General features: G+C 58.6%; 14 protein-coding genes and 1 riboswitch. Of the genes, 7 read left to right on the top strand and 7 right to left on the bottom strand.

Annotated features, from left to right (window positions below; translation table 11 throughout):
- From DTF_RS24890 to DTF_RS0120670, 5 genes are all read right to left on the bottom strand, one after another.
- The coding region (locus DTF_RS24890; protein WP_035058427.1) for a DUF294 nucleotidyltransferase-like domain-containing protein at positions 1-1,709 on the bottom strand (1,709 nt) is incomplete at its 3' end.
- A gap of 176 nt (positions 1,710-1,885) precedes the next feature.
- Entirely contained in the window at positions 1,886-2,248 is a 363-nt protein-coding gene (locus tag DTF_RS0120685) for a hypothetical protein (RefSeq protein ID WP_027716870.1), read from the bottom strand.
- Between the two features lie 169 nt (positions 2,249-2,417).
- Positions 2,418-4,223 (bottom strand): sodium:solute symporter family protein, encoded by a 1,806-nt coding sequence (locus DTF_RS0120680; RefSeq protein ID WP_027716869.1) that lies wholly within the window; start codon positions 4,221-4,223, stop codon positions 2,418-2,420.
- Positions 4,224-4,238: 15 nt separating this feature from the next.
- Complete coding sequence (locus DTF_RS0120675) at positions 4,239-4,496, bottom strand: DUF4212 domain-containing protein (protein WP_027716868.1); 258 nt, start codon at positions 4,494-4,496, stop codon at positions 4,239-4,241.
- A gap of 135 nt (positions 4,497-4,631) precedes the next feature.
- Positions 4,632-5,393: an IclR family transcriptional regulator gene (locus DTF_RS0120670; protein ID WP_027716867.1), complete on the bottom strand. Its 762-nt coding sequence runs from the start codon at positions 5,391-5,393 to the stop codon at positions 4,632-4,634.
- A 731-nt stretch (positions 5,394-6,124) separates the two neighbouring features.
- Here DTF_RS0120670 and selA point away from each other — a divergent pair.
- The 3 genes from selA to selD all read left to right on the top strand — a co-directional run bounded on the left by selA (position 6,125) and on the right by selD (position 10,566).
- The gene (selA, locus tag DTF_RS0120665; protein WP_027716866.1) at positions 6,125-7,525 is read left to right on the top strand and encodes an L-seryl-tRNA(Sec) selenium transferase; all 1,401 of its coding nucleotides are present in this window, start codon (positions 6,125-6,127) and stop codon (positions 7,523-7,525) included.
- A gap of 15 nt (positions 7,526-7,540) precedes the next feature.
- Positions 7,541-9,460 (top strand): selenocysteine-specific translation elongation factor, encoded by a 1,920-nt coding sequence (gene selB / locus DTF_RS0120660; RefSeq protein ID WP_027716865.1) that lies wholly within the window; start codon positions 7,541-7,543, stop codon positions 9,458-9,460.
- Between the two features lie 62 nt (positions 9,461-9,522).
- Positions 9,523-10,566, top strand: coding sequence for a selenide, water dikinase SelD (gene selD, locus DTF_RS0120655; protein WP_081703125.1), 1,044 nt, complete (start codon positions 9,523-9,525; stop codon positions 10,564-10,566).
- Positions 10,567-10,579: 13 nt separating this feature from the next.
- Here the strand turns inward: selD and DTF_RS0120650 are convergent, their stop codons facing one another.
- The gene (locus DTF_RS0120650; protein ID WP_027716863.1) at positions 10,580-10,792 is read right to left on the bottom strand and encodes a hypothetical protein; all 213 of its coding nucleotides are present in this window, start codon (positions 10,790-10,792) and stop codon (positions 10,580-10,582) included.
- A gap of 94 nt (positions 10,793-10,886) precedes the next feature.
- Complete coding sequence (locus DTF_RS0120645; RefSeq protein WP_027716862.1) at positions 10,887-11,582, bottom strand: hypothetical protein; 696 nt, start codon at positions 11,580-11,582, stop codon at positions 10,887-10,889.
- A 190-nt stretch (positions 11,583-11,772) separates the two neighbouring features.
- Positions 11,773-11,874, top strand: a riboswitch (TPP riboswitch).
- 50 nt (positions 11,875-11,924) lie between these two features.
- On the opposite strand from DTF_RS0120645, the gene thiF reads away from it, so the two are divergent.
- The 4 genes from thiF to DTF_RS27500 all read left to right on the top strand — a co-directional run.
- The gene (gene thiF, locus DTF_RS0120640) at positions 11,925-12,731 is read left to right on the top strand and encodes a sulfur carrier protein ThiS adenylyltransferase ThiF (RefSeq protein WP_027716861.1); all 807 of its coding nucleotides are present in this window, start codon (positions 11,925-11,927) and stop codon (positions 12,729-12,731) included.
- Positions 12,732-12,753: 22 nt separating this feature from the next.
- Positions 12,754-12,954 (top strand): sulfur carrier protein ThiS, encoded by a 201-nt coding sequence (gene thiS / locus DTF_RS0120635; RefSeq protein ID WP_027716860.1) that lies wholly within the window; start codon positions 12,754-12,756, stop codon positions 12,952-12,954.
- Positions 12,955-13,075: 121 nt separating this feature from the next.
- A complete protein-coding gene (locus DTF_RS0120630) occupies positions 13,076-13,852 on the top strand; it encodes a thiazole synthase (RefSeq protein WP_027716859.1) in 777 nt (258 codons plus the stop codon).
- The coding region (locus DTF_RS27500) for a radical SAM protein (protein ID WP_226989436.1) at positions 13,849-14,469 on the top strand (621 nt) is incomplete at its 3' end. The genes DTF_RS0120630 and DTF_RS27500, both read left to right, overlap by 4 nt.

Genomic DNA, 14,469 nt, shown 5'->3' with positions numbered 1-14,469 from the left:
TCGGCCGTCTCCTGGTTCAGAACGTTCAACTTGACGAGCTCGTCCAGACGCTCAACCGTCGTGGTGGCGTAGATCCCCTGCTCCAGCATGAACATGCGAACGCAATCCACGATGAAGACGCTCCCGGCCTGCTTGAGAGAAAGCTGTCCCTTGTGTTCCCCTCCCTTTTCCACCACGAAGCGTCCGAGCAGTCCGATCGGGGGCTTGTGTTTCATGTCGTTTTCCAGCATGTGATACAGAAAGAGGGTATTTCTGGGAACTTTCCGATGGACGAAGTCTCGCAGAGACTGGCAGAGAGAGGCGTCGCCCGCCAAGGGCATGAAGTCGAAGAAAATGGTGGAGTACATGACCTTCTTGGGTTCAGGAACGGCGATCCAGTCAGTAATGCGCGTCTGCCAATCCTTTAGCCGACCCCGCCAGCGGGGGTTGTTCACCATAACCTCCCCATTGCAGAGGGGATATCCGACCCGGGCAAAGGCATGTACGAGCTTTTCTGAAAATGGAATGAAGAATGCGTCGATCTCTTCGCTTCGGGAGTCGGGGAAGTTTTCGTAGATGAAGCCGTTGTCCTGGTCCGGACCAAGCAGCATTTCCTTGCGCCCGCCGCTGCCCATGATGAAAAGGCAGAAGCGGATATCCGGAGGAGTCATCCCCTGCCGTTTCATATCGTCAAGAACGATTTCATAGCAGCGACGAAGAATGCTGTGATGAATGTAGGAGAGGATCTCCATGGTTTCGAAGGGGGAACGCGTCTCACTGAGCAATGTTTTTGCAACCTTGACGGTCTGGGCGCTCACCGCCACCAGATCCTCGATCGTAAGCGCTTCCTTGACGTTTCCGACCAGAAGCATCGCTTTCTGGCTGCGGAACCGCATCACGTCCCGCATGGTGACGATGCCAACGGCTTCTTCACGGTCGATGATCGGCAGATGCTTGATCTTATGTGCGAGCATGTAGGACATCGCTTCGTACATATATCTGTCGGGGGACATCGCATACGGATGCGGGACCATGATGTCCCCGGCGGTGATTGATCGGCGGTCCACATTCTCGGACGCCACGACCTTGGCGACGATGTCCCTTTCGGTAATGATGCCGATCGGCGAACCGAATTCATCCGTCACCAGCAGGGAACTGACGCCCTTCTCACTCATCTGCCGCGCAATCTGTTGCGCCGAGACATGGGGCTCGCAAACTTCGACAGGCGTCGACATGATCTCGGAAAGACGCTTCTGGAAAGGGAATGCCTCCACCTGTGTCAGCGCTTTGTTGCTGTGTTCGGCGACAATGTCGGCGTAGAGATCTTTGACTCGGGAGAGGACAATTCGAGTGAAGTATCCGCGGATCTGCGGATAGTCGGTTTCTGCCCGCTTCAATACGTCTTCGGGGATAAGATAACAATCGGTTGCTTTTACCGTGCGGGCGCCGCCGGTGTAGGGTTCCCCGGTGAAGATCGGCGTTCCTCCGAAGAACTGCCCTTCCTGACGGTAATCGACGACCATTTCGACGCCGCCGGGCGCTTGGGCCGTGATTTCCACCATCCCTTCCTTGATCACGTAGAGGTAACCGGTGGGAGGGTCGTGCTGATTGAATATGTGGATGTGAGGCGGGTATTTTTTAACGACTGCAGCCTTTTCGAATTCGGCAAAAAGGTCGTCGGGAAATTGACTGAACGGCTCGGCATCCCTTAACGTCCTGCTTAAACCCATTGCGTGCCCCCTACTCTGATCCGATAGAAATCCGTTCCGACAAAAAAGGCCTCCGTTCGGGAAGCCTTTATGCCATTTGATTGGAATTGTATCAGAAGAACTTCGGATAAGAAAACAATTTAACCTATCCGTAAAAAGCCCGAATGTTCCTGAATAAAGGGAGAAGGAAGAAAAGGTTATTTATTGCTCTTTCTACCGAGAGTAAAGGGATGGGCCTGGCGGCTGATGATAAAGTCGAGCAGAATTTTCGTCCATAGGGTCACGCCGGCTATTTCTATCCAGGATTCAAAGTCGTACCGGCCGAGGGGAATGGTGACGATGAGCCAGATACCAATAGCGCCGGCGACCATATTGATGATTCCGACCACGGGCGCCCAGCGTTTGGGATTCGGGGGTGATGCACCGCGTTTCAGGGCGACTTCGGAATAATCATGCTTTATGAAAATTCTCCAGGCCCGGCGAAACCAGAAGAATGCAACGGGGTATAGAGCCAGGTAGAGCGCCCAATTCAATACGAAACTGATGAGTTCACGATTCATTCCCGACTCCCGTTGTCATGGAGGTGAAGTGTGGCTGAAAAAGTTAAAAAGAGTTCCTTTTATCCCGGAAACGGCATATCGATCAAGGGTAAAATTTGAGAAAAAAACCCCGCCAGTGCACCTGGCGGGGCATCGAACACCAAGATTTCAGATCATCAAAAGCTGTGGATCAATGGGCCCCGTCAACAGCTTTGGCTCCGCGGGGAATACGGACTTGCTCGACCATTTCGGCGATATCATGGGGCACCGCCGGGGTCATGTTCTTCACCGCGAAGGCCACGGCGAAGTTGACAATCGCGCCGATGGTCCCGAAGGCGTTCGGCTCGATTCCGAAGAAGAAGTTTTCGCCGCCGATGGCATTGACGAATTCAGTCCCCTTGATGAAGAAGATCCCCTTGTGGGCAAAGACGTAGAACATGGTGATGCCGATACCGGCGAGCATGCCGGCCATGGCGCCCTGCTTGTTCATGGTCTTGCTGAAGATGCCCATCATCAGGGCCGGGAAGATCGAGGAGGCGGCCAATCCGAAGGCGATGGCCACCGTTCCGGCGGCGAAGCCCGGAGGATTGAGGCCGAGATAGCCGGCGACGACAATCGAGCCGGCCATGGCGATCTTACCGGCCATCAGCTCGCCCTTCTCGGTCAGGTTGGGCATGAAATTATCTTTGAGCAGGTCATGGGAAATCGCCGATGAGATGGCGAGGAGCAGACCGGCCGCGGTCGAGAGCGCGGCGGCAAGACCACCGGCGGCAACCAGGGCGATAACCCAGTTGGGCAGGAGGGCGATCTCCGGATTGGCGAGAACAATGATGTCGGCATTAACGGTCAGCTCGCTGCCCTGCCAACCGGCTGCGGTGGCCTTGGCCTGGAAGTCGGCATTCTTGCTCTTGTCATTGTAGTACTGGATGCGGCCGTCGCCGTTCTTGTCCTGGAACTTGAGCAGGCCGGTGACTTCCCAGCGCTTCATCCAGTCGGGACGCTGATCGTACACAATCTGGGCATCCGGAGCGAAGACGTTGCCTTCGGCCATGACCGTCGTATTGATGGTTTTGAGCAGGTTCATCTTCGCCATGGCGGCCACGGCCGGAGCGGTGGTGTAGAGGATGGCGATGAAGACCAGCGCCCAGCCGGCCGAGGAACGGGCGTCCTTGACCTTGGGGACCGTGAAGAAGCGGACGATGACGTGCGGCAGGCCGGCGGTGCCGATCATCAGCGACACGGTGTACACGAACATGTTCAGCATGCTCAGACGGGTGCTGGTGGTGTACTGCGGAAACCCGAGATCCGTAACGATCAGGTCGAGCTTATGCAGCAGGCTGACGCTGGTGCCGGCCATGTCGGAGCCGAGGCCGAGCTGGGGGATCGGATTGCCGGTCAGCTGCAGCGAGATGAAGATCGCAGGCACCGTGTAGGCGAGGATCAGTACGCAGTACTGCGCAACCTGGGTGTAAGTGATCCCCTTCATGCCGCCGAACACCGCGTACATGAAGACGATGCCCATGCCGATGTAGATACCGGTAGAGTTGGAGACGCCGAGGAAGCGGGAGAAGGCGACGCCGACGCCGGTCATCTGGCCGATGATGTAGGTGGTCGAGGCGATCAGCAGGCAGATAACCGCGACCATGGCGGCGCTTTTAGAGTAATAGCGGGTGCCGAAGAACTGGGGCACGGTGAACTTTCCGAACTTGCGCAGATAGGGGGCGAGCAGCATGGCGAGCAGAACGTAGCCGCCGGTCCATCCCATAAGGAAGAGGCCGCCGCCGTAACCCATGTTGGAGATCAGGCCGGCCATGGAGATGAAAGATGCCGCCGACATCCAGTCGGCGCCGGTGGCCATTCCGTTCATGACCGGGTGGACCGACCCGCCCGCCACGTAGAATTCCTTCGTGCTGCCGGCGCGTGCCCACACGGCGATGCCGATGTAAAGCGCAAAGGTAAGTCCGACGATCAGATAAGTTGTCGCTTGAAGACTCATTGTATATTCTCCTCCTTAATCTTCGTGAACGTCAAATTTTTCGTCGATCTTCCCCATCATCTTGGCATAGATGAAGATGAGCGCCACGAAGATGTACATCGATCCCTGTTGGCAGAACCAGAATCCCAGCGGGTATCCGCCTATATGGATCTTGTCAAGCATCGGCGCCAGCAGAATACCGAACCCGTACGAAACAATAAACCAGACGATCAGAACGTTCCTGATCAACGCAAGTGTTGCCTTCCAATAAGCTACACCATCATGTTGAACCATAATTTAGCCTCCTCTCTCTCCTCTTGAAAAAATGGTGATTTCCAGCGAAACCATCACGCCGAACGTTCGGCCCGATTTTTTGGTCGGACCACAGATTGTCATCTCTCTCCCCCTTTCTTCGATATTGATTTCCCGTTAATATTTCTCCCGATTCATGCCATCTCCAAAATAGCCGAGCTTGGACGATATGATATGCCCTGCCTCCAGGAGACGGGGAAGCAATTCGTTTTCAATCTTTTCCTGCGGCAGTCGAAAATCTGGGCCCACAAAACACAGGGCTCCCTGGAGTTTGGCACCAGGTCCGAACAGGGGCACGGCAACGCTGGCTATTCCATCGCCCATGGCGCCCCGGTCAAGGCAGAATCCCTGCTCTCTGATCTTTGCAAGGGGCTCCGCCAGGTCCGCCTTTTCGGCTTCGGCCTCTCCGGCATTGGGCTCATAGGCGAGCAGCACCCTGCCGGCGGCGGGAATCTCGACAGGATATCTCCTGCCGACCAGGGAAACGATCTTGACCTGCTGGCTGGTGTCGATAAGGTCGAGGAACAGAATGTCCGAACCGCGCCGCACAGCGACATAAGCCGCTTCGTCGCACTCCCGCACCATCCTGTTCATGACCGGCCGCGCCTTGCGAAGCAGGCCCATGCGCGATAGGAACTTCTGCCCTATCTCATAGGCGGAAAGTCCCAGACGATACCTGTCGGAGCCTTCCTCCTTTTCCACGTATCCCCTGTTTTCGAATGTCGCAAGATGTCTGAACACGCTCATCTTGTTCATACCCAGCCGCTCACTCAGGCGTGAAATGCGGACCTCGTCCCCTTCGTCGCAAAGAGCCTCAAGCACATCCAGGGCGTTATCCACTGACTGAATGGAGTAGGAATCTTTACCTCTGACGGTCAACGGCGGCTCCTAAGGCGGGTCAAACCCGTGAAAACGCTGATCTGAAAGTTTTTATGTAACCCTGTTTTATATTTGCCACCCTGGACGCTTGGGTGATTTGTGCAGAACAAGATAATACACCGTTTTATTCATGTCAAGAAATGTTTACTCAAATTAAACATTAAAATTATTACACTACTGTTTTCAGATACTTACAGATTTAAAAATTTGTTACCATTAACATTGAAAGGCATTTTTGGCCTATATTTTTTACCACAATTGTCATATTTAGGCCCCAGATGAGCACCGGTTTATGTCTAGGTTTATAAAATACTGTTTTAGTAATCTATTTATTTAGCGACGATAAAACGATGGAGTGTGCGAACTGAATTGGTTGATCCCGTGGGATTCGAGGACCCTCGCCTAAACGAATTTAATAAGGCACAGCTTACCATATGGTGGAAAATATACAAGAAGGCGAATGAGGGAGTGGGACGGGAAACAGCGAAGAAAGGTTGCGGGACAACCCGCTCGTTCTGCAATATTATCTGCGCCGGTACGCCGACCTGTTTCTCTATTTATTAAAACTTGTAAAGCGGGTCCAAATTTGCTACACACAGACATGCTCTTCCTGCCGCTGGCGATTCTGAGGAAACCTTGTACATTAATTTCAGGCATTTTTTCTCCAGACAGCTGAAGCGGCGAGGGTCCATCCACGACCGGATAACCCTATTCATTTCCGCGGCCATTCCATGAACGACAAAAATACTCTCCTTCGCAATCTCCCCTCCGTCGACCGCCTGCTCAACGAGCCGGCTATGCGCGACCTTGCGGATTGCATCCCTCAGGCCATGCGTGCGGAGGCCGCCCGGCAGACCGTTGCTGCATTGCGAAGCGAATTCCTGGCCGGAACGTCACCCGACCTGTCGGCTGCAGTCATCGCCGCCCGGGCCGCGGCACTGGCCAGAGCAAAGGCCGCACCGGCGCTGCGGCGCGTCCTTAACCTCACCGGCACCCTCCTTCACACAAATCTCGGCCGTGCGCCGCTGGCGCCTGCGGCCATCGAGTCCATCGATGCGGTCTCCCGCGGCTATTCTAATCTCGAATTTGATCTGGAGAGCGGCGAGAGGGGGCATCGATACTCCCATGTGGAAGAGTTGCTGCGGCACCTGTCCGGGGCGGAGGCGGCGACGGTGGTCAACAACAACGCCGGGGCGGTGCTGCTCGCCTTGACCGCACTGGCAAAAGGGAAAGAAGCGATCGTCTCCCGCGGCGAGATGATCGAGATCGGAGGCGCCTTCCGCGTCCCCGAGGTGATGGCCGCCGGAGGCGTGATCCTGCGTGAAGTTGGAACAACCAATAAGACTCATCTGCGCGATTACGTTGAGGCGATCGGAGAGGAGACCGGCTTGCTGCTCAAGGTTCATACCAGCAACTACCGCATCGTCGGATTCACCGCCTCGGTCAGCGCTGCGGAGATGGTCGAACTCGGCCGCGAGCGCGGGATCCCGGTGATGGAGGATCTCGGAAGCGGCATGCTGATCGACCTCTCCTCCTTCGGCCTGCCGCGCGAGCCGACGGTTGCCGAAGCGGTGGCGGCGGGTATCGATGTCGTCACATTCAGCGGCGACAAGCTGCTCGGCGGGCCACAGGCCGGAATAATCGTGGGAAGACGGGATGCGGTGGAGAAAATCCGAAGGCATCCCATGGCACGAGCGCTGCGCAGCGACAAGCTGACTCTGACCGCACTTGAGACGACGCTGCGTCTCTACCTCGACCCTCGGCGCGCACTGGCCGACATTCCCGTCCTGCGCATGCTGGCGGTCCCCGAGGAGGAGCTTAAAAAGCGCTGTCTACGATTGCGGCGCAGTCTCCGGACCGCCTGCGGCGAGCGGCTGCAGACGAGCGTCGTCCCCGAAAACTCGACGGTCGGTGGGGGGGCTCTGCCGTTGACGGAGCTTCCCGGCTACGCCCTGGCTCTAACCGCCGCAGGCCTCTCCGCCGATGCCCTGGCCGCACGCCTTCGCACCGGAGACCCGCCGGTGGTCGGCCGCATCCGCGAAGACCGCCTTCTGCTCAATCCGCGCACACTCTCCGGAGAAGAGGAGAAGGACCTGATTCGCGCCGTCTCCGCGGCCCTCACCTCAGAATAAGCCCCAAACAGAAATATGGCCGCTTCCAGCAAACACCATTTCATCATCGGCACCGCCGGCCACGTCGATCACGGCAAGACCGCCCTGATCCGCGCCCTTACCGGCCAGGAGACCGACCGTCTCAAAGAGGAGAAGGAGCGCGGCATCTCCATCGAACTCGGATTTGCCCCCTTTCGCCTCCCGGGAGGTGAAATCGCCGGAATCGTGGACGTTCCCGGCCATGAAAGATTCATCCACAACATGCTCGCCGGGGTCGGAGGCATGGACCTCGTGCTGCTGGTGGTCGACGTCATGGAAGGCGTCATGCCCCAGACCCGTGAGCACCTGCAGATCCTTCAGCTGCTCGATATCCGGCGCGGCATCGTCGTTCTCACCAAATGCGACCTGGCGGATGAGGAATGGATCGACCTCGTAGAGGAGGAGATCCGGGAAGAGGTGGCCAGGACATTTCTCAAGGATGCGCCCTTCTGCAGGGTTTCCGCCCTCAGCGGCGAGGGCATTCCCGAACTGGTTCAGACCATCCGCGACCTGCTGAAAACGACCGTTCCCAAGGATGCCGACGGTCCCCTGCGACTCCCCATCGACCGCCACTTTACGGTGGCCGGCTTCGGCACGGTGGTTACCGGCACCCTCCTCTCGGGCAAAGTCAAGGTTGGCGATACGGTGGAGGTTCTCCCGCCGGGAGAGCGGGTGAGGGTGCGGGAAGTGCAGGTCCACGGGAAAAAAGTGGAGGAGGCCCTGGCCGGTCAGCGGGTGGCCCTCAATCTGGCCGGCCTAGAACGAGAACGCCTGCAGCGGGGCTCGGTCGTCGGAACGCCGGGGATTTTTGAGCAGACCGGACGCCTCGACGCCCGCATCACCCTCCTTGCCGAAGCTCCGCGGCCGCTCAAGTTCCGTGATCCGGTCCACTTTCACCTCGGAACCGCCCGCCGGGTCGGCGTGGTGGCCCTGCTCGACCGGGACCAGCTCGAGCCGGGGGAGAGCGCCATCGTCCAGATTCATCTCGACCGCCCGCTGGTCGCGCACCGACAGGACCGCTTCATCCTTCGCTCCTACTCGCCGATGACCACCATCGGCGGCGGGGTCGTCATCGATCCCGCTCCGGTCAAGCACCGCCGTTTTCGCGCCGAGGTCATGCGGGCGCTGGCCGAACTCGAATCGGGGGAGATGTCCTTTCTGCTGCAGAAACTTCTCGACCTGGGATGCGTCAGGGCGAAGGAACTGGAGCTTCTCTCCGGCATGGGTCGGGAGCGGATCGCCGGCCATCTGGAGAAGCTGGAGACCGAAGGCAAGGTCATCCATCTGGCCGATCAGTGGGCGACGGCCGAGACGGTGCGGGCCTGCCGGCTGCGGCTGGCAGAGGAAACCGACCGCTTCCACGCCGCCAATCCCCTACAGCCGGGCATTCCCCACGCTACCCTCAAGTCGGCCCTTCCGCCCGCCCTTGCCCCCAAGGCCTTCGATCAGCTTCTGGACTCCGCCATTGAGGAGGGGGACCTGGAGCGGCAAGGGGAATATCTCACCCGGCCCGGTTTTGCGCCGACCCTTTCCGCCGCCGAGCAGCAGATCGCCGACAGGATAGAGTCGGCTTACCGCGAAGAGGGCACGCTGGCCAAGAACAAACAGGAGATGCTCGATCGCCTGGGGCTGGATGCGGCGAGGGCCGAGCCGCTTTTCGCCTATCTTATCGGCACCGGCCGGCTGGTCCGCCTCAGTGACGAGAGCTTCTTCCACGCCGAAACCTATCGCGACGCTCTTGCCAAGCTCAACGGCCACTTCGCAAACCATGAAACCCTCGCCCTGGCCGAATTTCGCGACTTGATCGGCAGCGCCCGCAAACAGGTGCAGGCCTTCCTCGAGCACTGCGACGCCCTCAAGTACACCCTGCGCAAGGGGGATGTGAGAGTCGCGTGGAAACTGCCTAAAAACTCTTAATAGGTCCAATAAGTCCAATGGGACCTGTAAGACCTATAAAAAAACAGAAAGGAGGTGCCGCCATGGCCGAAAAACCCGTTCGCCTGACCAGCCTCTCCCGCTCGAGCGGTTGAGCCGCCAAACTGGCCCCCGGGCCGCTGGCGCAGGTGCTGCGTCAATTACCGAGCTTCGAAGATGAAAACTTCCTCTCCGCGGCCATCCCCTATGCCGATGCCGGAGTTTACCGCCTCGACGATGAGCGGGCCCTGGTGCAGTCCATCGACTTCTTCACCCCGGTGGTCGACGATCCTCGCAGCTACGGCCGCATCGCCGCGGCCAACGCCCTCTCGGACATCTACGCCATGGGGGGCAAGCCCCTGACGGCGCTCTCCCTGGTCGGCTTTCCTGCTTGCCTTGACCGCGGCATCCTCGTGGAGATCCTCTGCGGCGGCGTGGAAAAAGTCAAGGAAGCGGGGGCGATCATCGTCGGCGGACACACGGTCGATGATGACGAGCCTAAAGTCGGCCTGGCGGTGACGGGCATCGTCCATCCTGCGGAACTGGTGAGCACCGTCGGTGCCCGCCCGGGCGACAGACTGGTTCTGACCAAGCCCCTGGGAACAGGGATTCTGGCCACCGCCCTCAAGGGGGAAGTGCTCACTGAAAAAGATATGGCTGAGGCGATCGCCGGGATGGAGGCCCTCAACCGGGGCGCCTGCGAGGCCATGCTGGATATCGGCATTTCGGCCTGCACCGACATCACCGGCTTCAGCCTTCTGGGTCATGCTCTGGAGATGGCCGAGGCAAGCGGCGTGCTGATCGAACTCGACGCCGCTGCTCTCCCCGTCTACCCTAAGGCACGGGAGATGGCCGGCATGGGATTGATTCCCGCCGGCAGCTATAATAATCGCGAACACTACCTGCCGCGGGTCCTCGATGGAGGGAACATTTCACCCGAAGATCTCGACATTCTCTCCGACCCCCAGACCTCCGGGGGGCTGCTGATGGCCGTTCCCGCCGGACGGGCCGATGCCTTGCTGGCCGCTCTCGCAGGCAAGGGTGTAAACGGCTGGGTGGTCGGCCGTGTGGATGAGGCGCCGGCCGGCCGGCTCAGGGTCCTCCGGTAGCAGACAGGGAAGCTCAGTCTTCCCCGTATACCGGCAGGTAGCCGTAGGTCCTTTCCGCACACTCCTCCGGATTCCATTTCCTGTGATGGCCTTCGGATTCGATCTCGAATTTACCTGAAGCGCAGGAGAGAACCCGACCGGACTGATGGGTCTTGAGGTTGTCGACCCATTTGAGCTTCCCTTCGGAGGCCACCGAGCAGATACCTCTGAATCTTTCCTTTTCCATGGCCGGCTCCTTTCTCCGCCGCTGCGGCGGAAAAATCTCTTTGTATTTATTTTAGTACAGAAGGGAAAAGGAAAAAAGAGGGGGGAGCGGAACCTTATCCCCGCTGGAGTGCTTCGGCATAAAACCTGACAAGTTCCTTCCCCTTTCCGGAACTCTGGCCCAGGAAGGGAGGAGGCATTTCAGAATAATATATCTTCTCGTTCCGGCAGGAATTTCCGATCTGGTTCATGCCGAGCGCCAGGCAGATTTTCTCGCCTTGGAGCAGAGTCCGGGCCGCCAGATCCCTGAAAAAGATGCTGTTTTCTCTTCCAAGGGCCAGCAGGGCATCGAGAAAGCTGACATACAATAACCGAAAAATTCCCGACCTTTGACAGGAAGTTTCCACCACGACGGAAGCCAGATACAGATGGTAAAATTTCGGTTTCGGATCCGAAAAATCATATTCGACGACATCGTCGGCATCGAGAAATTCTTCGGATTCCTCGTCTAGAATCCGTTGAAAAGCTTCCGGCACCAGAGGGAGAGCGCTCATGTATCCGACGACTGTTCCCCGGGCTTCATCCCGTACGACCAGACAGGTCTCGCCGTTTTTCGCGAGAACGCGCTCCACATTCTCCAGCGATGCGGTCGCTTCAGGACCATAGACAAGATGGTTCAGGGCAATGATCTGGACCAGATCTTCCTTTCTGATTTCCCGCCCCCGGACGACCCGAAGATTCTGTTTCATAGGATTCCAGTCGAAAATTATCACAGGGGGATAGAAGCGGATTTCCGCTTCGTCAATACTCATGTTTATATTCTAAATGAAAAGGCGACGGATCGCCGTGCCTGATTTGCGAAAACCTGTCTACGGCGAACCGCGTTCACCGCAAACGGCAAGGTATCGGGTCTTAAGCAATCCGTGCGGGGCCCGGAGTCCGGGCACAACAAAGACATTGACTTTCCTCCGACATTACTGATAGCTTTACACTCACAATTGGAGAACGCCCTAGGGGAGTATTGCACTGAGAGTTCCGCAGCCGGAACGACCCTTTGAACCTGATCCGGATCATGCCGGCGTAGGGAAGCGGCGAAACCTGCCGGGAAAACTTTTCGGAAGGGGCCGTTTTTCACGCGGCCCCTTTTGCTATTTATGAAAATACTGCTCAACGAACAGCCGGTGGACATGCCCGAAGGGGCGACCCTCTTCGAACTGCGTGAAGCTCGCAAGCCCGAGGCTGACGTCGTCATTCTCAACGGCTTTCCCCTTCAGGAGGATAGGCCGCTGACGGAAGGCGACCGGGTGGTTCTCATCCGACGCGGCGAACATCCCACGCCGGACGAACTGGAGGCCTTGATGGCGGCCCGTCACACCCCCGGCGTGCACGAGCGGATCAAGAAGGCGACGGTGGGGATCGCCGGCGCCGGTGGGCTCGGCTCGGCCATTGCGGTCGCCCTGGCGCGCATCGGCGTGGGGCGGCTGATCGTCGCGGATTTCGACGTCATCGAGCCTTCCAACCTGAATCGCCAGCAGTATTTTGTGGATCAGATCGGCATGCCCAAGGTCGACGCCCTGCGCGCCAACCTGCAGCGCATCAATCCCTGCGTGGGAGTGGCGGTCTTTTACGGGCGGCTCGACCGGGAGAACATCCCGCGAATTTTCAACGGAGTCGACGTCATGGTCGAGGCCTTCGACGCCCCCGACCAGAAGGCGATGCTGGTCGAGACCTTTCTCAGCCGCTGTCCGGGCAAACCGTTGGTCGCCGCCTCCGGAATGGCGGGATACGGTCCGTCGAATACCGTCACGACCCGCCGCGCAGCCACAAATCTCTACCTGGCTGGAGACGGCGAGACGGCGGCCCGGGTCGGTGAAGGACTGATGGCTCCGCGAGTGGGGATCGCCGCCCACCACCAGGCGAACGCCGCGCTGCGTCTCCTGCTGGGGGAAGAACCGGAGTAGACCGGAACGAGGAACGAGCATTATGACTATTACCGTCAACGGAAACAAGAAAGAGTTCGCCTTCACCGCGACCATCCAGCAGCTTCTCGAAGCCCTCGGCCTAGATGCCGCACGGGTGGCGGTGGAGCGCAACCGCGACATCGTCCCCCGGGACCGTTTCGCCGAAACCGTCATGACCGAAGGCGATATTCTGGAGATCGTCCAGTTCGTCGGGGGCGGTTAAAAAGCAAAGGCGGAACACAGAATACAGAATTTGGAATACAGAAGGAGTTCATTCTGATTTCTTTTATTCTATATTCTGTATTCTACATTCTGTATTCCCAGATTCACCACGAGGTTTAAAAATGGACGAGTTAATCATCGCCGGCCGGCGTTTCAAATCGCGTCTGATGGTCGGCACCGGCAAATTCGCTTCCAACGAAGCGATGATCGCCGCAATGGAAGGCTCCGGATGCGAGATCGTGACCGTGGCCCTGCGGCGGGTCGATATTGAAAACCCCGGCGACAGTCTGCTGTCCCATATTGACCGGAGCAGATATCTGCTGCTGCCCAATACCAGCGGCGCCCGCGATGCCGAGGAAGCGGTGCGCCTGGCCCGCCTGGCCCGCGCCGCCGGCTGCGAGCCATGGGTGAAGCTGGAGGTCACCCCCGATCCCTACTACCTGCTCCCGGACCCCATCGAGACCCTGAAAGCGGCCGAGATCCTGGTGAAGGAAGGTTTCACCGTCCTGCCTTACATCAATGCCGATCCGGTCCTGGCCAAGCATCTGCAGGAAGCCGGCACCGCTACGGTCATGCCTCTGGGCGCCCCCATCGGAACCAACAAAGGAGTGCGTACCGCCGACAGCATCGCCATCATCATCGAGCAGGCCATCGTTCCGGTGGTGGTAGACGCCGGCCTCGGCGCCCCTTCTCACGCAGCGCTGGCGATGGAGATGGGGGCCGACGCGGTCCTGGTGAACACAGCCCTTGCGGTGACTCCAGATCCCGGCGCCATGGCCGCCGCCTTCAGAAAGGGCGTCGAGGCGGGCCGCGAAGCCTACCTGGCCGGCCTGGGCGAACAGCGCGATCGGGCCGAGGCCTCCAGCCCTCTGACGGGTTTTCTGCGGGGCAACCCATGAGCTTTCTCGACGAAATCGGCAGACACGATCCGCAGCAGGTCCTCGCCGCCATTGAAAGCAAGACCGCTGCCGATGTGGAACGGGTTCTGCTGATCGAGCGTCTGCGCCCGGACGACTTCATGACCCTCTTGTCGCCCGCTGCCGAAGGGTACATCGAGGCGATGGCGCAGAAAGCCCACCGCACGACCCAGCAGCGCTTCGGCAGAACCATCCTCCTCTATGCGCCCATCTATCTCTCCAACGAGTGCAGCAACGGGTGTGTCTACTGCGGCTTCAACGCCACCAACAGGGTGCCGCGCAAAACCCTGACCCTGGAGGAGATAGAGCGCGAAGCGCAGGTGCTGCACGAGCTGGGATACCGCCATATCCTCCTGGTCACCGGCGAATTTCCCGCCAAGGTCGATAATGAGTTCATCGCTGCGGCGGCCCGGCGCATCCGCCACCTGTTCAGTTCCATCTCCATCGAGGTCTACCCGATGGAAGAGGACGGCTACCGGCAGATGGTCGAGGCCGGCATCGACGGGCTCACGATCTATCAGGAAACCTACGACCGCGAACTCTATGCCGAACTGCATCCTTTCGGCAAAAAGCGCAATTACGACTTTCGCCTTCTCACC

This window comes from Desulfuromonas sp. TF (assembly GCF_000472285.1).
Lineage (GTDB): Bacteria > Desulfobacterota > Desulfuromonadia > Desulfuromonadales > ATBO01 > ATBO01.
Note: the sequence above shows the minus strand (reverse complement) of the source record. Positions and strands in the feature narration are given on the sequence as shown.